Raw genomic sequence first — 20,970 nt, 5'->3', positions numbered from 1 at the left:
TAACGACCCACCGGGTCAGTCCGGGAGGACCGACCGTTCCAGGCCGCGCTCGCGGTAGTACGCCAGCAGGCGGTCCCACCCGATCACCCCGGCCGACCGCGCCCACGCCTCCCAGCAGCGCTCCAGCCGCGCGACGACGCCGGGGTGCGCGGCCGCGAGGTCGTGCGTCTCGCCGCGGTCCGCGCCGACGTCGTACAGCTCCCACGGCTGCCCCGCCTCGCGCACCAGCTTCCACCGGCCGTGCCGCACCGCGGCGTTGCCGAGGTGCTCCCAGAACAGGGGCCGCTCCACCGCAGGCGCGCCCCGCCACTGGTCGAGCATGCTCACGCCCGTCATGCCGTCGGCGTCGCCGCCCGCCGCGCGCAGCACCGTCGGCGCGACGTCGACCACGTGGCCCGGCCCCGCCGTCCTACCTCCGCCGCGCACGCCGCCCGCGGGCCACGACGCGATCAGGGGCGACGCGATGCCGCCCTCGTGCACCCACCGCTTGTACAGGCGGAACGGCGTGTTCGACAGGTGCGCCCACGCCCGCCCGTAGCTCGCGAACGTGTCCTCCGGCCCCGGGACGACGGCGGGGGAGCTGCCCACCCGCACCGCCCGCCCGTCGCGCGTCGTCGGCGGGGACACGTCCGGGCTCAGGCTGCCCGACGGCGGCGGCAGCTCCTCCGCGCACGCCCCGTTGTCCGAGCAGAACACGACCAGCGTGTCGTCCAGCGTGCCCTGCGCCGCGAGCTGGTCCAGCAGCGCGCCCACGCCCCGGTCCATCGCCTCGACCTGCGCCGCGTATACCGCCATCCGCTCCGCCTCCCACTCGCGGTCCGTCGTCTCCGCCCACGCCGGCACCCGCGGGTCACGCGGCGGCAGGTCCGTGGCCGTGGCCAGGCCGAGGCGGTGCTGCGCGGCCAGCCGGCGCTCGCGGAGGCGGTCCCAGCCCGCGAGGTAGCGCTCGCGGTACTGCGCGACGTCGGCCTCGCGCGCGTGCAGCGGCCAGTGCGGCGCCGTGTACGCGAGGTAGAGGAACCACGGCCGGCCGGCGCGGTGCGCCCGCTCCACGAACCCGCGCGCATACCGGCTCAGGTCGTCCGTCAGGTAGTAGTCGCCCGCGGTGGCGGACGGCGGCAGCCGCTCCTCGCCCTGGACCAGCGGCGGGGCGTAGTAACTGGTCGCGCCGGGCAGCACGCCGTAGAACTCGTCGAACCCGCGGCGCGTGGGCCAGGTCTCGTCGGGCTCGTCCGTCCGCGACGACAGGTGCCACTTGCCCGCCAGCGCCGTCGTGTAGCCGACGGCGCGCAGACGCTCGGCGAGGGTCGGCGCCGCGGGGTCGGGGGAGCCGCGGTAGCCGTCCGGGCGGTCGTCGCTGGTGAGGACGCCGACGCCGACGTCGTGCGCGTGGCGGCCCGTGAGCAGCGCGGCGCGCGACGGGCTGCAGCGGGGCGTCGCGTAGAAGGAGCTCATCCGGACGCCGCGCCGGGCCAGCCGGTCGAGGGCGGGGGTGTCGATCTCGCCGCCGAACGCGCCGAGGTCGGAGAACCCGAGGTCGTCGGCGAGGACGACCAGCACGTCGGGCCGGCGGGTCATGTCGCCCCCTGATCCAGAGGTGCCGGGTCAGACGTGCGGGTCACCCGGGGGACCTGTGCGTCTGACACGGAGGCCTCCGACACGGACGTGTCCGACCCGGCCGGGGTGATCCGGGCGTGCACCACGCCCAGGCCCTCGATCCCCGCGACGACGTCCAGCCCCGCCGCGTACTGCTCGCGCGTGACGCGCGCCCGGGCCGACGCCGAACCCAGCGTCACCACGTCCCCCGGGAACAGCGTGATCATGCGGGAGATCGTGGCCAGCAGCTCGCCCGGCCCTGCGGCGTACTCCGCCGTCGAGCCGCGGACGGTGCCCGCCGCCGTCGTCAGCCACATCTCGCGCCCCCACCAGCCGGCCGGGTCGGGCAGGGCGGCGACGGGCAGGAGCGGGCCGGGCGCGGGCATGACCACGTTGAAGCCGTCGGCCCAGCGTCCGTAGACGGCGCCGATGCCGCGCTCGCCGGCGCGGGCGGGCTCGGCGACGGCGTCGGAGAACGACTGGTCGCAGACCGAGATCAGGGGCGTGTACCCGAGCACCAGGTCGCCCGCCCCCGCCGTGCCGGACGCCCAGGTCCCTCCGGGGACCTGGACGTCCGACACGGCGGGGGCTTCGGCGACCAGGCGGCGCAGCACCAGCGCCAGCTCGACCGCGACGACCAGGTCCGTGGCGCGCGCCGGGACGCGCACGACGGCGCTCGCGACGCCGCCCGCAGCGCCGCCCGCGACGCCGCCCGCAGCGTCGCCCGGGACGCCGACCGCAGCGCCGCTCGCAGCGCCGCCCGCCGTGAGCGCCGACGCCGGACCGTTGAGGAAGCGCGGCACGGCGAGCCGCGGCAGGCCGTCCGGGTCGACGGCGTCTTGCGGGGCGGCATTGCCGAAGGCGGTCCAGAAGTGCCGCACGCCCGCGACCGACCAGTCCGCGGGCGCCCCGATCACCGTCGAGCCGGGCTCGGCGCGTTCGCGCAGCGCGAGCTCCCGCACGGCCCACGACGGGTGCCGGGTCAGGTCGGGCGGCGCGGCCGGGGACCCCGGGACGTCGTCGGGCGCCACCACCGGGTTGGCCAGCGCGCCCACCCGCTCGATCTCGACCTCGAGCCGCGTGCCGGCGGCGACCTCACCGGGGGTGACGGGCAGGCCGTCGATGCCCATGGTGCCGAGGTGGATCACGTCGCCCACGTGCAGCGACGCGAACGAGGAGTACCAGGCGAGCACGCGCTCGATACCCAGCAGGGTGGCGCCGCTGTGCGCGCGGTCGCGTGTGCGGCCCGACTGTCGCGTCCACATCAGCAGGTCGTACGGGTCGCCCACCTCGTCCTTCGTGACGAGGTACGGGCCCATGGGGCACATCGTGTCGGCCTTCTTGCCGGCCCACGACGCCGTCGCCTGGAACAGCCAGTCCTGGTACCCGGGCGGGAGCGAGTACCCGGCGCCGGCGTTGCCCGGCACGGCGGAGAAGTAGTGGGTGCCGGACACGTCGTCCACCACGGTGTACCCCGCGACGTGCTCCATGGCCCGCTCGACCGGGACGTCCCGCCCCGCCCGGCCGATCACCACGGCCAGCTCCACGTTGTAGGCCATGGCGGGCAGGTGGTGGCCGTGGCGGACGACGACGGGGGCGCCGTGCCCGACCACCGCCCCCTGCGGCCGCTGGTGCCCCAGCGGGAACAGGTTGAGCAGCGGCACACCCGGCCGGTTCCGCACGAAGGACGGCGAGTTGGTCACCAGCCCCCAGCACAGGCGCGGCTTCGGGACGGGCGCGAGCAGCTCGATGTCGTCGTCCGCCCCGCCGTCGCCGACCCGGTGCCCCGAGCGCGGCAGGAACGTCAGGTCGGTCCGCGCCCGCTGCTCGACGGCGGCGGCGAGCCGGGACAGGGCCGCCAGGCCGGCGTCGTCGAGCGCGAGGAGGCCGACGAGCGTGTCCGGCCACGGCCCCGCGAGGAAGTGCGGGGCCGGGCCCGGGGCCGGGACGGGCGCGTGCGCCGCGAGGGCGGCCTCGGCGCGGACGGGCTCGACGAGCCACTCGCGGTCCGCCACGCCGGGGTCGCGCAGCACGACGCCCCAGCGCTCCGTGCCCTGGGCCAGGAAGCTGGCGAGCCTCACCGCTCGTTCCTCACCGCTCGTTCCTCACAGCTCGTTCCTCACAGCCGGTACCTCACGACATCTCCCCGGCGCCCGGCACCTCGATCGTCGCGCCGTCGGCGGTGAGGTACCCGGCCACGATCACCCGGTACCAGCGCCGCCCGTCGGACACGGCGAGCGTGGGGAACGGCCCCAGCGCGTCGGGCACCATCACGAGCCCGCCGGCGACGGGCTCGGGGAGCTCGGCCACGGGGTTGGGCACGAGCTGCAGGCTGTGCGCGTGAACGCGGCGCATCCGCAGCTCCGCGGAGCCGAGGTCGCGCTCGTTGTCCGCGGTGGGCACCACGCCGTCGGCCCCGACGCGGACGGCGGCCAGCGCGTTCGCCTCCGGCGTGGCGGCGACCAGCTCGACGACGGCGGCGCCCGCCGCGCCGTCCGGCACCACCCGGACGCCACCCTTGATGCCCGGCCCGGCGCCCGCGACCTGGGCGGACGCCGCGAGGAAGCTGCCGTAGGCGTCGCCGTCCGCGTACCCGTCGGCCGCCGTGGCCCGCACGACCGACGCGCCGTTCTTCGCGGAGGTGAGCTCGTGCTCGTTGTTCCCGGCACTGCGCCGCTGGACGTAGCACCCCGCACCCACGGTGCCCGCGAGCAGCACGGGCGCGGCGGCGTCCAGGGTGTTGCCGCTGATCGTGGAGCCGGTCAGGGTTCCGGTGACCCGCACGGGCGCGTTCGCGGGCACCGTGTTGGCGCCGAACGCGTTGCCCATCACGGAGATGCCGTCGGCGTCGCCGGCGATCCGCACCGCGCCGCGGATCACGCTGCGCTCCAGGTTCCAGTTGTCGAACGAGTTGGCGGAGACCGTGATCTCGGACGCCGACTGCTCGAACGCGACCGGGTCGAGGTTGATCCAGTTGAACGTGTTCCCGGTGATGGTGACGTTGTGCGCGTCCACGCCGCGGAACAGGATCGCGTTCGGGGGTCGGTTGCCGCCCGGCTCCACCCCGCCGCCGCCGATCACGTTGCCCGCGATCGTCAGGTTGGAGCCGCCCGCCGTGATGTCGATCGCCGGCCCGGAGGCGTGCTCCACGACGTTGCCGACGATCGTGGAGTTGATGATGCCGCCGACGAAGAACCGGCGGCCGATGTCCACCAGGTTGTTCGAGATCACGGCGCCGCGGAAGTTCTCGTTCTCCGCGCCGGTGGTCGCGATGCACTGGTTCATGCTGTGGAAGTGGTTGCCCTCGATGAGCCACTTGCGCATGCCGTACGGCAGCAGGTGCAGGTCGCCGCCGCCCGTGCCGTCGGTGGGCCACTGCACGGTCAGGGCGGTCCCGGAGATCGCCACCAGGTTGTTCGTGAACACCAGCCCGCGCCCGACGTGCACCACCGCCTGGTTGAACGACACGAAGGTGCACTCCGTGATGGTGGCGTCCATGTCGTCGGTGTTGGTGGTCCGGGCCGTGCGCACCGCGACCGAGCCGGGCGTGCGGGTCCGGGTGATGAACGACAGCCCGCGGATGCCGCACAGCGGGGCGTGCATCTCCAGGCCGGTGCCGTCGAAGTCCACGAGGATCAGCGACGTGCGCACGCCCATGGTGCCCTGGCCGGCCAGCACGATGCGGTTGAGGTTCATCGGCTCGGTGAACTCGGTGTCCCGCACCACGAGCGGCGCGGTGATGCGGTAGGTGCCCGGCGGGAACCAGACGATCTTGCTGAGCCGCTCGAACTGGGCGTCGATGGCGGCCTGGATCGCGGCGGTGTCGTCGTTGACGCCGTCGGCCAGGGCGCCGAACTCCTGCGGCGTGGTGGCCCCCGAGATGTCGAGGGTGGCCAGCGCCGGGTCGGAGAGCTCGGGCGGGCCGGGCTCGCCCGGGACCGCGGAGCCGGGGGACAGGCTGGGGGACAGTGCGGCGGACAGCGGCGTGGACACGGCGCCTGCGGCGGTGGCGAGACCGGCCAGGCTGGCGGTGCGGAGCATGTTCCGTCGGGTCACGGGCTGGTGCATCGTTGCTTTCCTTCCGTTGAGCCTTACGGGCTGGGCCCTCGTGGGGCGGCCCAGATGGGGGTGACTCAGGTAGGGGCACTCAGATGAGATGCTCCGCGAAGGGCGCGAGGAAGGCGTGCAGCGCCTCCCGTTCGGCCGGGTCGCACGCGATCAGGGGTGGTGCGACGTGCGGTGGGCACAGCCCGCGCCGGGCGAGCACGGCCTTGATCGCGGGGGTGCCCGGGCGCACCTTGTGCAGGCCCACCAGGGCGGTCAGCAGCTCCTGCAGGCGGGCCACCTCGGCGGTGGCGCCCGCGCGGTGCGCGGCCACGAGCGCGAGCGTCGCGCGCGGCGCGATGTTGCCGATGCCGGGCACCACGCCGTGCGCGCCGAGGTCCAGGGCGGCCGCGAGCTGCGTCTCGTCGCCCTGCCCGACGGCGAACCCCGGCCGGCGCGCCGCGATCCCGACCAGGTGCCGCATCAGCACGAGGTCGCCGGAGCTGTCCTTGATGCCGACCACGTGGTCGAGGTCGGCCAGCGCGTCGGCCAGGCCCGGCGTGATCGGGCTGCTGTACCGGGGCGCGTTGTAGGCCACGACGGGCAGGCCGACGTCGGCCAGGGCCGCGAAGTGCGCCACGACCTCGTCGGCGCGGTGGTGGAAGTAGATGGGCGGGCTGAGCACCAGGGCGTCCGCGCCGGCCGCCGCGGCGGAGAAGGCCCGCGCGAGGACGTCGTGCGTGCCGGCCGCCGTCACGTTCACCAGCACGAACCCGCCGTCGTGACCGGTGCCGTGGTGCGGTGTGATGTGCGGCGGTGTGCCGGGACGCTGCCCGCCGAAGTGGGGCCCACCGTTGTGGTGACCGTTGTGGTGCTCGGAGCTCCGGCCCAGCGCGTGCCAGCGCGCCACCACCTCGGCGGTGAACGGGCCGACGTCCGCGACAGGCACCAGCGGGCCCTCGCCGTTGCTGCCGAACAGCATCAGGGTGCGCACCCCGTGGGCGTGCAGGCTGTTCAGCAGCCGGCTCGCGCTCGCTGCCGCCGGCCGGCCGCGCACGTCCATGGGCGTCACGAGCGGCACGGTCACCCCGGTCAGGAGCGGTGTTCCGGTCAGCATCAGTACCCCCTGATCTCGGGCCAGTCGAGCTCGAACCCGTCGGCGACGAGCTCGGCCTGGAACGCGGCGAGCAGCGCGGCGTCGCCGTGCACCTGGGCGGGCTCCACGCCGTGGGCCAGGCAGTGCGCGGCGAGCGCCCCGGCGGCCTCCCCGGCGTTCCACTCGACGGGGTGCAGCCGGTAGCAGCCGTTGGTGATGTGCGTGGTGCCGATGTTCTTCCCGGCGGCCAGCAGGTTGCGCACCCGCACGGGCAGCAGTGCGCCGAGCGGGATCCGGAACGGGCTGGACGGCACGTCCAGGTAGTTGTCCCCGCCGGTGCTGGGGTGCAGGTCGATCCGGTACATGCCCACGCCCACGGAGTCGGGGTAGGCCACGGCCCCTGCGGCGCCGCGCACCGCGAGCGACAGGTCCTGCTCCACCACGGTGGTGCGGGCCCGGATGCGGCGCGACTCGCGCACGTAGGGCGCCTTGGCGAACCCGTCCTGGGTGCCCAGCACGTCCGGCCGCAGCCGCAGTCCCGGCCAGCCGGTGCCGCCGTCGGGCCGGGGCGCCTCGGTCTGCAGCCAGTAGAGCATGCTGAGGGACAGCTGCCGGGCGCCCAGCAGGTGCTTGTCGTGCTCGGCGTCGGGCACGGGGTCGTCCGCCGGGCCGACCAGCGGGCCGGGCAGGTAGTCGATCATGGGCCAGTTGACGAGCGTGACGTCGCTGGCGGCGAAGCCGGCCTCGAACTGCTCGCGCGCCACGATGCGGCGGAACAGCCACAGCTCCCGGTCACCGGGGTCGGCGCTCTGGTCGGCCACGACCGGGCCGCTGGGCGCGTGCGGCACGAACGTGCGCACCAGCGGCTCCAGCGTGCGCGGGTCGGGGGCGGTGAGGCTGAGCATCCGGTCGGGCCAGTAGGTCGGGCGGTAGTCGTGCCAGGTCTCGTACTGCTCGGGCCGGTCGACCGTGTGGTCCTCGCCCTCGCGGTGCTCCACGGCGAACACCCACGAGAAGGCCTGCTGGTTGCCCGGCTGCGGATGAGCGGGGGCGCTCGGCTCCCCGGTCTCCTCCTGCGACTCGAACCCCGTCACGTGCTCGACGCCGCCCAGCGGCAGCAGGTCGCCGAGCTCCGTGGCGTCCAGGACGTAGGGCGCCGCGACCGTCACGTGGGCGCCGTCCGGGCCGGTCAGGGTCACGGCTTCCACCCGGTCGCCGTCCGCGTGCACCGCCACCGGGCGGTGCCCGAACAGGACCCGCAGCCGCCCCGCTGCCAGGTACGGCGCCACCATCGCGTCCAGCACCGCGGCGGCGACCCGGGGCTCGTAGCACAGCCGGCTCACCCGGCCCAGGCCCGGGTTGAGGTCCATCACCCGGCGGGCCGACGGCGTCAGCGGGTACCACGCGCGGTAGTACTGCCGCACCCCCTCCCGGAACGCCCGGTAGGAGCGCGTGCAGCCGAACTGCTCGATCCACGGGTGCTCGTCGGGCGGCACGCCCTGCGCGCTGAGCTGCCCGCCCAGCCAGTCCGTCTCCTCGGTCAGCACCACCGACCGCCCCCGCCGCAGCGCGGCGAGCGCCGCGGCCACCCCACCGGCCCCGCCCCCCACGACCAACACGTCGGCCCCCACAACCCGCCCACCCATCCGTTGAGTGCTGGGCATTTGTGGTGTCGAATCGTTCTGAGAGGACAGATACCCAGCACTCAACGGGGTCGGTCGGGCGGGCGTCATGCTGCTCCCTCCAAGGTTTGGGCCGCTTGCAGGAGGGCTTGGGTGTACGGGTGCGCCGGTGCGGTGAAGAGCTGTTCCGCGGAGGTGTCCTCCACCAGCACCCCGCGGTGCATCACGGCCACCCGGTCGGCGATCTGCCGCACCACCGCGAGGTCGTGCGTGATGAACAGCAGCGACAGGTCGTGCTCGTCGCGCAGGTCCACCAGCAGCCGCAGGATCTGCGACTGCACCGACACGTCCAGTGCCGAGACCGCCTCGTCGCAGACCAGCAGCCGCGGGCGCAGCGCGAGCGCCCGGGCGATGCTCACCCGCTGCTTCTGCCCGCCCGACAGTGCGGACGGCCGCCGGTCCGCCACCCCCGGGTCCAGCCCGACGTCGGCCAGCACCCGTGCCAGCGCCTCCCGCCGGTCGCCGGACGGCGCCACCGACGGGTGCACCCGCCACGCCTCGCGCACGATCGCGCCCACCGTCATGCGCGGGTTGAGCGACGACCCCGGGTCCTGGAACACCATCTGCACCGCGCGGTGCAGCTCCGGCGACCGCCGCCGCACCGGCCCGAGCGGGTGCCCCTCGAACGTGATGCTGCCCTCCTGCGGCGTCACCAGCCCCAGCACGCACCGCGCCACCGTCGACTTGCCCGAACCCGACTCGCCGACCAGCGCCACGGTCTGCCGGGCACCGACGTCCAGGTCCACGCCGTCGACCGCCGTTACCGTGGTGCGGCGCTCGCGGACCGACCGCCGCGGGCCGGCGAACGTGACGCGCAGGCCACGGATCTCGAGCACGCTCACGGGGTGACCTCCTCGGCGAAGTGGCAGGCGCTGAGCCGCCGGGCCGCGGGCTCGCCCGGGTCGGTGCCGTCCGGGGCACCGCCGCCCGTGTCGATCTCGCGAAGCGCCGGGACCTCCGTGGCGCAGCGCGCCCGCGCCATCGGGCAGCGGGGGTGGAACGGGCACCCGGACGGCGGGTCGAAGGGGCTCGCGGGCGCGCCCGGGAGCGGCTCGGCGATCGCCGTCCGGCTGGTCACGGCCGGGACGTTGCCCGCGAGCGCCCGCGTGTAGGGGTGGTGCGGGCGGTCGAGCACGGCGCGGGCCGGGCCCTGCTCGCAGACCCGGCCTGCGTACATCACCACCACCTCGTCGGCGACGTGCGCCATGACCCGCAGGTCGTGGCTGACCAGGATCATGGCCAGGCCCTCGCGGTCGCGCAGGTCGGCGAGCAGCGCCAGGATCCGCGCCTGCGTGGTGACGTCGAGCGCGGTGGTCGGCTCGTCGGCGATGACCAGCTCGGGCCGTCCGGCCAGCGCGATGGCGATCATGACGCGCTGGCGCATGCCGCCCGACAGCTCGTGCGGGTACGAGCCGGCCTGCCGCTCCGGCTCGGGCAGCCCGACGCGCGCCAGCAGCTCCAGCACGCGCGCCCGGACCTCGGCGCGCGGGCGGCCGGCGCGCCGCAGGATCTCGCCGACCTGCCGCCCCACGGTCTGGATCGGGTCGAGCGCGGCCGACGGGTCCTGGAAGACGACGCCGATCTCGCGCCCGCGCACCTGCCGCCGACGGCGCTCGGGCGCGGTCAGGAGGTCCTGCGACTTCCACCGCACCTCGCCGGAGGCGACGGCGGCGTCCGGCAGCAGCCCGACGACGGCCATGGCCGTCATCGTCTTGCCGCTGCCGGACTCGCCGATCAGGCCCGTGGTGCGCCCGGCCAGGACGGTGAACGAGACCCGGTCGACCACCGTCCCCGCGGGCAGGGCGACGCCGAGCCCGGTCACCTCGAGCATCGGGGTGGTGCTCCGCTCGGGGGTCACCACCGCGACGGACTGGTCTGCCATCCGTACTCCCTCCCGCGCTCCGGCGCGCCCGTCAGCTCTCGGAGTTCGTCACGCGCGTGAAGTACGGCAGGCTGTCGGACGCCGGCACGAAGCCCTCGACCCCGGAGCGCCACGCGTACGGCATGCCGACGAACATCGGGTACATGCCCACGGCGTCGTCCCAGACGATCTGCGTGGCCTGCGCGTACAGGTCCTCCCGCTCGGCGGTGTCGCTCGTGGCCTCCGCGGCGGCCAGCAGCTCGTCGAGGTCCTCGTTGCAGTAGCCGGTGCGGCCCGCGGCGCACGGGTACAGACGCCCCAGGTTGGTGGCGGCGTCGTACCCCTGCGAGCCGATCTGCTGGATGTTGAGGTCCCACTTCAGGGCCAGCAGGTCCTCAAGGAACACCGCCTGCTCCTTCTCCAGCGGCTCGACCTGCACGCCGATCTCGGCCAGGTCGGAGGCCACGGCCTGCGCGAGCTGGCGGAACTGCGGCTGCGAGAACTGCATGCGCAGCTTCGTGTCGTAGTCGAAGCCGGCGGCGTCCAGGGCGGCCTTGGCGGCCTGCGGGTCGTAGGCCACCGGTTCCTGCGGCGCGTAGCCGAGCACCACGGGGCTGACGACGGAGTCGGCCGGCGAGCCCGTCTCCGGGAACAGCGACGTCGTGATCTCGTCGAAGTCGACCGCCTGCCACAGCGCGCGCCGCACGGCGGCCTCCTTGAGGGTCTCCTCGGAGCTGTTCATCCACATGGTCAGCACGCCGGGGCTGTCCACGCTCTCGACCGTGATCGAGGTGTCGCCCTGCAGGGCGGGGATCTGGTCGTCGGGCATGGCCCACGTGACGTCTACCTCGCCGGTCTGCAGCGCCGTCATGCGCGCCGAGACCTCGGGGATCGACTGGAAGACCAGCTCCTCCAATGCCGGGGGTCCGTCCCAGTAGGTCGGGTTCGGCGTCATCCGCAGCGTCTGGCCCGGCTCGAACGACTCCACGACGAACGGCCCGGAGCCCACGGGGTCCTGGAAGAACGACTCGTCGACGTCGGGCGGGGTGACGAAGAACGACGAGATCTTCGCGACGAACGACGCGTCCGGCTTGCCGGCGTCGAACACCACGGTCGACTCGTCGGGCGCCTCGACCTGGTAGTCCACGAAGTTGCCCGCCAGCGGGCCCTGCAGCTCCAGCACGCGCTCGAAGGAGGCGACGACGGCGTCGGCGTCGACCGGCTCGCCGTCGGAGAACTCCACGCCGTCACGCAGCGTGAACGTCCACTCGCTCGTGTCGTCGTCGGGCTCCCACTCGGTGGCCAGGTCGCCCGTGAACTCGCCCGGGCCGGTGCTGACCACGAGCTGGCTGAACAGGGCGCGGGCCGCGAGCTGCGTGCCTGCGTCCATGCTGGACGGGCCGTGCGGGTCCAGGTTCTCGATGGGGATGGGGCCGGCCGCGGTCAGGGTGCCGCCCGCGGCGTCCCCGCCGGGGTCGTCCCCGCCGTCGGAGCCGCCGCAGGCCGCCGTGGCCAGGAGCGCGAGAGTGATCGTGAGGGCGGGTACGGCGCGCCGGGTGCTGAGCTTCATCGCTCGTTCCTTCCGGAGGGGTGTGCCGGGTGTGTGCTGGTGCAGCGCCGGGGTGCGGCGTTGTCAGGTCTGGGCGAAACGTCTGGTGAGGCGGTCGCCGACGAGGCCGATGCAGACGACCAGGACGGTGAGCGCGATGCCGGGGAAGGCCGAGATCCACCACGCGGTGGCGAGGTACTCCTTGCCGCTCGCGATGCTCTGGCCCCAGGACGCGACGTGCGGGGGCAGGCCGAGGCCCAGGAAGCTGAGGGCCGCCTCGGACAGGACCACGGAGGCGAGCTCCATCGTGGCGAGCGCGACCACGGGCCCGGCGAGGAACGGCACCACGTGCCGCCCGAGGATCACCGGGGTGCGCACGCCCATGATCCGGGCGGCGTCGACCCAGTCGCGCTCGCGGACGGACAGGGCCACGCTCCGCGACAGGCGGGCGAACCCGATCCAGCCCGCCACGGACAGCGCGATGATCACCACGCCCGTGCCCCGGTCCAGGAGGCCCGCGATCACGATGGCGAGCAGGATGCCGGGGAACGCCATGAGCACGTCGACGGTGCGGGCCACGGCGACGTCGGCGAACCCGCCCGCGTAGCCGGCCACCGCGCCGAGCGCCACGCCCACCACGGAGCACAGCGCCACCACGACCACGCCGATGGTCAGGGACGTGCGCGCCCCGTGCACCACCTGCGCCAGCACGTCGCGGCCCACGCCGTCCGTGCCGAGCCACGCGGTGCCCGACGCCGTGGCCGAGCCGGGCGGCAGCAGCCGCTCGGTGACGACGGTCGCCACCGGGTCGTACGGCACGAGGTACGGGCCGACGACGGCGGCGAGCACGTAGACGCCGATGATCCCGTAGACGACCCAGGCGCCGACCGAACCCGTGCCTCTCATCGGCGGGCCTCCAGCCGGATGCGCGGGTCGAGGCGGGCGTAGGCGAGGTCGGCGGCCAGGTTGAGCACGACGACGCAGACGGCGATCAGCACCGTGGCGGCCTGCACCACGGCGTAGTCGCGGTTGCCGACCGCGCCGACCAGCAGGTTGCCGAGCCCGGGCCAGGCGAACACGGTCTCGATGACGACGGCGCCGCCCAGCAGCGTGCCGACCTGGAGGCCGACGACCGTGACCACGGGGACCAGCGAGTTCTTCAGGACGTGCCCGGTCAGCACCTCGCGCTCGGTCAGGCCCTTGGACCGCGCGGTGCGCACGAACGGCTCGGACATCGTCTCGGCGACGCCGCTGCGCGTGATGCGCCCGACCAGCGCGGTGAACGGGATGGCGAGCGTGACCGCGGGCAGCACCAGGTGCTCCAGGTCCCCGCCGCCCGCGCTCGGCAGGAGCCGCAGCCACAGCGCGAGCACGAGGATGAGCATGATGCCGACCCAGAACGGCGGCAGCGCCTGCATCCCGAGGGTGACCGTGGAGGTGGCGCGGTCCACGAGGCTGCCGGGCCGGTGCCCCGCCAGCACGCCGAGCACGATCCCGACCGTGACCGCGACGAGCGTGGCCGCCAGCGTGAGCGTGACGGTCGCGGGGAACCGTTCGAGCACCGCGTCCATGGCCGGGCGGCCGTACCGGTACGACTCGCCGAAGTCGCCGCGCACGGCGTCGCCCAGGAACGACAGGTACTGGGCGAGCAGCGGCTGGTCGAGGCCCAGGGTGTGCCGCAGCTCCGCGATCTGCTCGGGGGCGGCGTCCGGGCCGAGGGCGACCGTGGCCTGGTCGCCCGGTGCGAGCCGCACGATGAGGAAGACCGCGGTGAGCACGCCCCAGATGGTGAACAGCCCGACGGCGAGGCGCCGCAGCAGGAACGTGAGCATCATCGCGGGCTCCCCACCGAGTCGCCGTCGACGGGCGTGCACGCGACCGAGAGCTGGCGCGGGCCGTCGTCGGCGTCCAGGATCTCCAGCAGGAGGCCCACCGCCGCGCGGCCCATGTCCTCGCGGGGGAGCGTGAAGCGGGTCCAGTCGCGGCCGGACGAGGTCGCGGTGTTGTTCGGCGCGCTGCCGGGCGTGCTGCTGGGTGCCGGGTCGCCCAGCAGGGCGACGGAGAGGTCCTCCGGGATGCGCAGCCCCGCCGCGGCGGCGACCCGCTCGAGGGCGGCGACGGTCTGGTCGTCCTCGCTCGGCTCGACCAGCAGCGCCGTCACGCCGTCGGCCCGCCACCGCTGGAGCAGGTCGGTCAGCAGCGCGGCGGTGGTGGCGGCGTCGTCCGGCATCTCGTGGACCGGCTGGTCCGTCAGGCCGGCGTCGGCCAGGCCCGCGCGGAACCCCGCCTCGCGGTCGCGCGTGGGCTCCTGGTGGTCGGCGGGCCGCAGGTAGGCGAGGCGGCGGTGCCCGGCGTCGGTCAGGCGGCGCACCATGTCGCGGGTGGCGCCCACGTAGTCCGGGGCCACGTAGGAGAGCTCCGCGCCGGGCAGCTCGCGCCGGCCGACGAAGACGAACGGAAAGTCCTCGCGGACCAGGTCGGCGAGGTCCGCGCGGTCGATGTGCCGGCCCAGCAGCACGCAGCCGTCGGCGACCTTGAGCCGGTTGATGCCGCCCGAGTAGATGCGGCGCTCGCCCGTGCCGACGGAGCTGAACAGCAGCAGGTCGTACCCGAACTCGGCGGTTGCCTCCTCGACGCCCAGCAGGAACGGGAAGTAGAAGTCGCGCTGGTCCACGGGAAAGACCGGCTCGAACGTGTAGAGGCCGAGCATGCGGTTGCGCCCGCCCTTGAGGCTGCGCGCGGCGGTGTTGACGGTGTAGCCGAGCGCCGCCGCGGCGTCGAGCACGGCCCGGCGGGTCTGCTCGGCGACCTGGCTGCTGGCCTGGCCGCCGCTGACCACCAGGGATACGGTCGCCTGCGAGACGCCGGCGGCCCGCGCGATGTCCACCTGGGTGGGACGCCGACGTTGCGTCATCGCAGACTCCTCGGGTAGCCGGCGCCATTGCCGGGTAGCCTCTTTAATACGTATTAAAGCCGTGGGACGCCACACTATGGATCCGGGCAACGGGCCGTCAAGGAAATCCCGGCCGAAACGCCTGTATTCACCCGGTCGACGGAACGAGGGCGGGATGCGGGAGATCCGGGCGGACGACGACGTCCTGACCTGGGCCGGTGCCGTCTCCGTGGAGCACGGGCCGCGCTGGTCCCGCGCCTGGCGCCTGCCGCACGACCGGATCGGCCTGTTTCCCGGCGGCGCCCTGCGCTCGCGCGCCGCGATGCCCGCGGGGGTGCGGCTGGTGCTCGGCACCGACGCGCGGAGGCTCGCGGGGTTCGCCGCGGTCCAGGGGGTGGAGGTGCCGCTGGACGTGGTGGTGGACGGCGGTGGGCCGGGTGGTGCTGGATCGGACGGCGCCGGGCCGGGTGGTGCCGTCGTCGCCTCCGTGCCGGTCGGGCCGGACGGGGGCTTCGCGATGGAGCTCCCGCCCGGCGACAAGCGGGTCGAGGTGTGGCTGCCGCAGTTCGGGACCTTCCGGCTCCTGAGCCTCGCGATCGACGACGGCGCGCGGGTCTGGCCGGCGCGCGGCCCGTCCGGCCCCCGGCTCGTGACGTACGGCAGCTCCCTGACGCAGTGCCGCCAGGCGGCGTCCCCCACGCGGACGTGGCCCGCGCTGGTGGCGCGCGGGCTCGGTCTGGACCTGACGTGCCTGGGCTTCGCGGGGGAGGCGCACCTCGACCCGATGGTCGCGCGCGTGCTGCGCGACCTGCCCGCCGACGTCGTCGTGGCCTGCCTCGGCATCAACGTGTACGGCGCGGGCACGTTCACCGAGCGGTCGCTGCTCCCGGCGCTGCTCGGGTTCCTGAGCACGGTCCGCGACGGGCACCCGGGCGTGCCCGTGCTCGTGGTCTCGCCGGTCGCCTCGCCGCGGCGCGAGGACGCCGTGGGTCCCGCAGGTCTGACGCTCGCGCAGGTGCGCGACCAGGTGGCCGACGCGGTCGGCCTCCTGACCGCGCACGGCGACCCGGACCTGCACCTGCTCGACGGGCGGGCGGTGCTCGGCCCCGAGCACGCGCACCTGCTGGCCGACGGCCTGCACCCGGGGCCCGAGGGCTACGCGCACATGGCGTCGGTGATCGTGCCGGTGGTGCGGGAGCTGCTCGCCGGCCGGGGCGTGGGTGGCGCGGTCGTGCCGAGCCGGTCGTGAGGTCTCAGCGAGGCCTCACAGCAGGTCCAGCGGCGTCCCGTACTCCGGGACCACCACCCGCGTGCCCGGCGAGAGCTGCCCGATCCGCTCGGTGAGGTCGCGCATCCGGCCCCGCGTACGGTCGTCGGCGCGCGGCGGGTTGGTCAGCGGCGACTCGAAGTCGTCCCAGTGCACCAGGACGACCTGGCCGACGCCGTCCAGCGCCGCGAGCAGGCGGCCCGCGTAGTCGGCGGTGACGTCGGTGCTCGGCACGGGCAGCGCGACGGTGTCGACGCGCAGGCCGCGCAGCGCCCGGTCGTCGTAGTCGCTGCCGCCGAGCAGCAGCACGGACCGGCCCTGCGGTGAGCGCAGCAGGTACGACAGGGTGTCGCCCTCCGGCAGGTCGGCGATCGTGCGGGGCCGCGCCGGGACCCGCGTGTGCACGCCGGGGAACAGCAGCCCGCCGGACGCCGTGCGGCTGTGCAGCGAGGGCACGACGCGCAGCACGAGGTCGCCCAGGTGCAGCTCCTCGCCGCCGCGCACCACCGCGAGCTGCTCCCGGGGGACGCCCAGGGCCAGCGCCAGGTGGTACCCGGTCAGGGTGGTGAACACGGTGGCGCCGCGGGTGCGGGCCAGGTGGGGCACGTCGGCGAAGTGGTCCCAGTGGGTGTGCGTCACCAGGATCGAGTCGACGGCGCCCTCCGCCGTCCCCGGGGCGCCGAGCGCGGCGTCCAGCGCGGCGGCGTCGACCCGCAGCCGGGTGGTGGCGCTGAACTTCCCGGCCGCGAGGCCGGTGTCGAACCGCGTGACGTACGGGTCGAGCAGCACCGTGGTCGTGGGGGTGCGGATACGCCAGCCCGAGGTGCCGAGCCAGGCGAACGTGGCGAAGCCGGCCGGGGCCGCGGTCTCGGCCGGGTTCGCGGTCTCCGGGCCGACGGCGGTGGCGGCGACGGCGGCCGACGCCGCGCCCGGCACGGCCGCACCGGCCAGCCCGCCGAGCACGCCCAGGGCCGCCGTCCCGGCGCCGGACATCAGTGTGCGGCGGCTGAGGCCGCGGTTCGAGGTGGTGGGTGTCGTCATGCGGCACACCCTTCGCGAGGCCGCCGGCGAGAGTCAAAGAGTCTTGCCGACGTGACCCGAGTCGATCCTGATATGGCCCCCGCCTAGGCTCGGGGCGTGGACCTCCTGAAGCACCTGGGCTTCTTCGCGGCCGTCGCCGACACCCGGCACTTCGGCAACGCCGCCGCCGACCTCGGCATGACCCAGCCGCCGCTGTCCCAGGGCATCCTCCGGCTGGAGCGGCACCTCGGCGTGCGGCTCTTCGACCGCGACGCGCGCGGCGTGCGGATCACCGCCGCCGGGCGCCGGCTCCTGCCCGCAGCGCGGGAGCTGCTCGACGCCGCCGACGACCTCGTCGCCGCCGCCCGCGACCTCGCCCTGCCCGAGCAGGTCCGGCTCGGCCTCGCCGCCGACCTGGAGGACGCCGTTCCCGGGCTGCTCCGGGTGGTCGCGGGCGGCTCCGTCGGCGCGGGTGCTGCGGGCTCGGGCGGCCCCGCTGGCTCGGGCGTCTCGGGTGTCGCGGGTACCGCGTCCGGCGCCGTCGTGCCCACGGTCGCGGGCAGCGTCGAGCTCGTCGACCTGCTGCGGGACGGCCTGCTCGACGTCGCCGTCGTGCGCCACCCGGGCGTGCTCGACGGGCTGACGGCGGGGCCGGTGCTCGTGCTGCCGACCCGGCTGGTGGGTGTCGGCACGGGTGCAGATGACGGAGGCGGCTCCGACGCCGGTGCAGGTGCGCACGGCGGCGGCCGGGTCGGCGCCGGACGACCGGGCCCCGGCGCCGGCCTCGCCGAGGTCCGCCTGCCCGTGGCCGTGCCGCCCCGGCACTACCAGCCGCCCGCGCACGACCAGCTCGTCGACGCCCTGCGCCGCGCCGGCCACAGCGGCGCGGTGATCGAGGCGCGGGACGCCGCACAGCGCCGGGCGCTCGTCGCGGCGGGTGTTGCAGCAGGAATCGTGCCAGTGCCCGTCGGGCAGTCCGGCCCGGTGTCAGACCTGGACGACTGCCGGGACCACGACCGGGGGCACGACCGGGGCCACGGTCCGGACGGCAGGGACCGAGGCTCCGACGGTGGCCCGGGTCCGGAAGATCCCGGCCCGTCGTGCCCGCCGCTGCGGCTGCGGGTGGCCCTGCCGCACGCCCCGCAGCGCAGGCCCGAGGTCGACCACGACGCGGTCGCAGCCGCGCTCGAGCGGGCGCTCGGCGCGGGACGAGCCCGATGAAGCCCGCCGCGTCGTCCGGGGCCCCGTCCGTCGCCCATCCGTCCGAGGTACCCGAGACGTCGACGGCCGCCGGCACCTGGGCCGCTGACACCTCCGCCGTCGTCGCCGCGCTCCGGGAGGTGGCGCGCGACGCAGGCGTCACGGCCCGGGTCCATGCGACCCGCCTGACCGGCCCGCCCGGCATTGTCGCCCTGGACGACACCGACGCCGTCGCGATCGCCTCGCTCTACAAGCTGCCCCTCGCGCTGGTCTGGGCGGATCTCGTGGCGGCCGGCGACCTCGCCGCGGACCTGCCCGTGCGCCTCGCGGCGGCTTCCCGCATGCCCGGTCCGACGGGCGTCGCGATGCTGCTCGACGACGTGTCACTGACCGCTCGCGACGCCGTGCGGCTGATGCTCGCGGTGTCCGACAACGCGTGCGGCGACGCCGTCCTGGCCCTGGTCGGCCGCACCCGCGTGCACGAGCACCTGGCGGAGCTGGGCCTCCCGGCGACTCTGGTGCGGCAGGGCTCGGCCGAGGAGACGCGGGCCGTCCTGCGCGATACCGGCACCGGCGACTGGGCCGCCGCCCAGGGGGCGCTCGCCGACCCGGACCGGGCCGCGGAGACGTCGCAGTACGACCCGGCGTACGCGAGCGCCGCGACGGCGGCGCAGGTCGGTCAGGTGCTGCGCATCCTGTGGTCGCGCACCGGCCCGGCCCACGACCTGGTGCGCGACGCCCTGGCCCATCAGGCCTGGCGGCACCGCGTGGGCAGCGGGTTCCCGCACGACGACGTCGCGCTGCTCGGCAAGACCGGCACCCTCGGGCGGCTGCGGCACGAGGCCGCCGTCGTCCGGTTCCCGCACGAGCACCCCGTGGGCGTGGTGGTGCTGACCCGGGCCGCGCGGCCCGAGCGGCACCTGCCGCGGGTGGACGCGGCGATCGGTGAGCTGGCGCGGCTCGCCGTCGGGCCGCTGCGGCTGCCCGACGACGTGTGAACCCGGCACGCGGCCGGCAGCACGCGACCGGCGTCAGCCCGCGGCGTCCTGGCGGCGCTCGTGGGTCAGGAGCGTGATCGCCACGGCGACGACGACGCCGATCAGCGTGTCGATCGCACGGTCGCTGACGAGGCCGGCGACGGGCACCGGGTGCGCGAGGTGCGTCATGGACAGGGCGAGCGGCGTGATGAACAGCATCGCGACGGCGTAGTTGCGGCCCACGTACAGCTCGGCGCCGGCCTGCAGCAGCGCGGCGACCGCGATCACCACCAGCGGCGGCGGCCCCGCCGTCAGCAGCGCCCACGCCAGGAGCACGCCCACCAGGGTGCCCGCCAGGCGCTGGGCGGCGCGCATGATCGCCCCGGAGGCATCGGGCGCCGACATCGGCACCACGGCGGCGACCATCGCCCAGTACGGGTGCCCGACGGCGGTGGCGATCGCGCCCGCGACGGCCACGCCGGCGGCGTACCGCACGAGGTAGTGCGAGAGCGTCCACTCCGGGCCGGTGCCGGATGCGACGGCCGTGGCGGCGACCGCGCCAGAAGCGACGACGGCCGGGGCCGGGCCCGGCTCGAACCGCGCGAAGACGGCGGTCAGCGCGAGCGCGAACAGCACGGCGGCCACGGCCACGGCCAGGGCGACGACCAGGCTGCCCGCGTCGGCCGGGACGGAGGAGCAGGCGCCCAGCGCGAACACGGGGAACAGCGGCCCGGGCGGGTGCCAGCGCAGCCGGTGCGACACGATCGCCACGCCCGTGGCCCACAGCGCCGCGACGGGCACCACTACCCACCCCGTGCCGGGGACGGCGGACGCCAGGACCGCGATCAGCGTGCCGACCAGCACCGACGCGACCAGCACGGCCCCGGCCTGGACCTGCATCACCAGGCGCGGCCGGATCGGCACGGTGCGGCCGAACAGGCTGGTGAACGCGCCGAACGTCGCGTAGAGGGACCACTCCAGGTGGCCCGTCGCCCACAGCACCAGCATCGGCACGGCCACCGACGCGGCGGCCCGCAGCGCCACGGGCAGCTCCCCGCCGTACGGTCCCACGTGCAGCATCCGGCGCAGGTGGGGGAGCGGGGAGCGGAAGTTCATGACCTTTGCATCTTCCCACGCGGCAGGGTCGGGATAACCCCCGGCCCAGCACGGAGGACAGCCGGTTGGTGCGTCGGGAGCCCGCTGACCAGCATGGACGCATGACCGAAACCGCACCGCACACGTTGCTCACAGGCCGGTCGCTCCGGACGTCCGCGGCGGGCGCGTTCGCGCTCGCCGTCGCGGCCGGGATCGCCGAGGCCGTCGTCGCCGTCACCTCGATCGTGGCCCAGCAGGGGGCCGACGCCGCCCTGCTCACGCAGGTCGGGGTGCGCGGCCTGATCTTCGCCGCCGCCCTGACCTGCGCCTGGTACCTGGCCCGCGGACGGCGCTGGGCCTGGTGGGCCCTGCTGCTCGGCCTGGGCGTGGTGGGCCTCGCCTCGATGCTCCTGCCCATGGCCGCGATGCTGGCCGACGGCGCCTCCTGGTCCACCGCCTTCGAGGGAGACGTCTCGCCGCTCTTCCCCGTGATCCGCGCGCTGCACATCCTGTTCGTGCTGGCGGGCGTCACGCTGGCGCTGCACCCGGCGGTCCGCGCGAGCCTGGGCACGGGCGGCCGGGAACGCTGACCGGCGGTCGCTGACATTGGCCGCTGACACGGGCTCCCAAGCGACCATGCACCTGCTGCCAGAACCTGATCGGTCCTGGCAGCAGGTGCATGGTTGACGT

Annotated in this window: 17 protein-coding genes; 4 read left to right on the top strand and 13 right to left on the bottom strand. The window is 75.2% G+C overall.

What is annotated here, in order from left to right:
* Positions 1 to 15: 15 nt before the first annotated feature.
* The 11 genes from ACFV9Q_RS07070 to ACFV9Q_RS07020 all read right to left on the bottom strand — a co-directional run bounded on the left by ACFV9Q_RS07070 (position 16) and on the right by ACFV9Q_RS07020 (position 14,742).
* Positions 16 to 1,578 carry an arylsulfatase gene (locus ACFV9Q_RS07070; RefSeq protein ID WP_377233794.1) on the bottom strand — a complete coding sequence of 521 codons (1,563 nt, stop codon included), beginning with the start codon at positions 1,576 to 1,578 and terminating at the stop codon, positions 16 to 18.
* Positions 1,575 to 3,677, bottom strand: coding sequence for a fumarylacetoacetate hydrolase family protein (locus ACFV9Q_RS07065; protein ID WP_377233793.1), 2,103 nt, complete (start codon positions 3,675 to 3,677; stop codon positions 1,575 to 1,577). The genes ACFV9Q_RS07070 and ACFV9Q_RS07065 overlap by 4 nt, the downstream gene beginning before the upstream one ends.
* 52 nt (positions 3,678 to 3,729) lie before the next feature.
* Entirely contained in the window at positions 3,730 to 5,664 is a 1,935-nt protein-coding gene (locus tag ACFV9Q_RS07060) for a glycosyl hydrolase family 28-related protein (protein WP_377233792.1), read from the bottom strand.
* A gap of 79 nt (positions 5,665 to 5,743) precedes the next feature.
* A complete protein-coding gene (locus tag ACFV9Q_RS07055; protein WP_377233791.1) occupies positions 5,744 to 6,757 on the bottom strand; it encodes a dihydrodipicolinate synthase family protein in 1,014 nt (337 codons plus the stop codon).
* A complete protein-coding gene (locus ACFV9Q_RS07050) occupies positions 6,757 to 8,355 on the bottom strand; it encodes an FAD-dependent oxidoreductase (protein ID WP_377233790.1) in 1,599 nt (532 codons plus the stop codon). The genes ACFV9Q_RS07055 and ACFV9Q_RS07050 overlap by 1 nt, the downstream gene beginning before the upstream one ends.
* 110 nt (positions 8,356 to 8,465) lie before the next feature.
* A complete protein-coding gene (locus ACFV9Q_RS07045; RefSeq protein ID WP_377233789.1) occupies positions 8,466 to 9,260 on the bottom strand; it encodes an ATP-binding cassette domain-containing protein in 795 nt (264 codons plus the stop codon).
* Positions 9,257 to 10,300: an ABC transporter ATP-binding protein gene (locus ACFV9Q_RS07040; RefSeq protein WP_377233788.1), complete on the bottom strand. Its 1,044-nt coding sequence runs from the start codon at positions 10,298 to 10,300 to the stop codon at positions 9,257 to 9,259. The genes ACFV9Q_RS07045 and ACFV9Q_RS07040 overlap by 4 nt, the downstream gene beginning before the upstream one ends.
* Positions 10,301 to 10,331: 31 nt before the next feature.
* Entirely contained in the window at positions 10,332 to 11,849 is a 1,518-nt protein-coding gene (locus ACFV9Q_RS07035) for an ABC transporter substrate-binding protein (RefSeq protein ID WP_377233787.1), read from the bottom strand.
* 63 nt (positions 11,850 to 11,912) lie between these two features.
* On the bottom strand, positions 11,913 to 12,734 hold the full coding sequence (locus ACFV9Q_RS07030) for an ABC transporter permease (protein ID WP_377233786.1): 822 nt from the start codon (positions 12,732 to 12,734) through the stop codon (positions 11,913 to 11,915).
* Positions 12,731 to 13,663, bottom strand: coding sequence for an ABC transporter permease (locus tag ACFV9Q_RS07025; protein WP_377233785.1), 933 nt, complete (start codon positions 13,661 to 13,663; stop codon positions 12,731 to 12,733). The genes ACFV9Q_RS07030 and ACFV9Q_RS07025 overlap by 4 nt, the downstream gene beginning before the upstream one ends.
* Positions 13,660 to 14,742 carry a LacI family DNA-binding transcriptional regulator gene (locus ACFV9Q_RS07020; RefSeq protein WP_377233784.1) on the bottom strand — a complete coding sequence of 361 codons (1,083 nt, stop codon included), beginning with the start codon at positions 14,740 to 14,742 and terminating at the stop codon, positions 13,660 to 13,662. The genes ACFV9Q_RS07025 and ACFV9Q_RS07020 overlap by 4 nt, the downstream gene beginning before the upstream one ends.
* Positions 14,743 to 14,896: 154 nt before the next feature.
* On the opposite strand from ACFV9Q_RS07020, the gene ACFV9Q_RS07015 reads away from it, so the two are divergent.
* Entirely contained in the window at positions 14,897 to 15,970 is a 1,074-nt protein-coding gene (locus ACFV9Q_RS07015; protein WP_377233783.1) for a GDSL-type esterase/lipase family protein, read from the top strand.
* Positions 15,971 to 15,985: 15 nt separating this feature from the next.
* Here ACFV9Q_RS07015 and ACFV9Q_RS07010 read toward each other — a convergent pair whose 3' ends face one another.
* Positions 15,986 to 17,029, bottom strand: a complete 1,044-nt coding sequence (locus tag ACFV9Q_RS07010; protein WP_377233782.1) for an MBL fold metallo-hydrolase — start codon at positions 17,027 to 17,029, stop codon at positions 15,986 to 15,988.
* Between the two features lie 96 nt (positions 17,030 to 17,125).
* Between ACFV9Q_RS07010 and ACFV9Q_RS07005 the strand changes: the two genes are divergently transcribed.
* Together ACFV9Q_RS07005 and ACFV9Q_RS07000 are read left to right on the top strand one after the other, a co-directional pair.
* Positions 17,126 to 18,229 carry a LysR family transcriptional regulator gene (locus ACFV9Q_RS07005; protein WP_377233781.1) on the top strand — a complete coding sequence of 368 codons (1,104 nt, stop codon included), beginning with the start codon at positions 17,126 to 17,128 and terminating at the stop codon, positions 18,227 to 18,229.
* Positions 18,226 to 19,206 carry a serine hydrolase gene (locus tag ACFV9Q_RS07000; RefSeq protein ID WP_377233780.1) on the top strand — a complete coding sequence of 327 codons (981 nt, stop codon included), beginning with the start codon at positions 18,226 to 18,228 and terminating at the stop codon, positions 19,204 to 19,206. The genes ACFV9Q_RS07005 and ACFV9Q_RS07000 overlap by 4 nt, the downstream gene beginning before the upstream one ends.
* Before the next feature lie 33 nt (positions 19,207 to 19,239).
* Here ACFV9Q_RS07000 and ACFV9Q_RS06995 read toward each other — a convergent pair whose 3' ends face one another.
* Positions 19,240 to 20,301: an FUSC family protein gene (locus tag ACFV9Q_RS06995; RefSeq protein WP_377233779.1), complete on the bottom strand. Its 1,062-nt coding sequence runs from the start codon at positions 20,299 to 20,301 to the stop codon at positions 19,240 to 19,242.
* Positions 20,302 to 20,402: 101 nt separating this feature from the next.
* Between ACFV9Q_RS06995 and ACFV9Q_RS06990 the strand changes: the two genes are divergently transcribed.
* Entirely contained in the window at positions 20,403 to 20,870 is a 468-nt protein-coding gene (locus ACFV9Q_RS06990; RefSeq protein WP_377233778.1) for a hypothetical protein, read from the top strand.
* Positions 20,871 to 20,970: the final 100 nt, after the last annotated feature.

Origin of the sequence: Promicromonospora sp. NPDC059942 (genome assembly GCF_042731755.1) — a bacterium.
In the GTDB taxonomy this organism is placed as follows: Bacteria; Actinomycetota; Actinomycetes; order Actinomycetales; family Cellulomonadaceae; genus Promicromonospora.
This window is presented reverse-complemented; position numbering and strand designations above follow the sequence as displayed.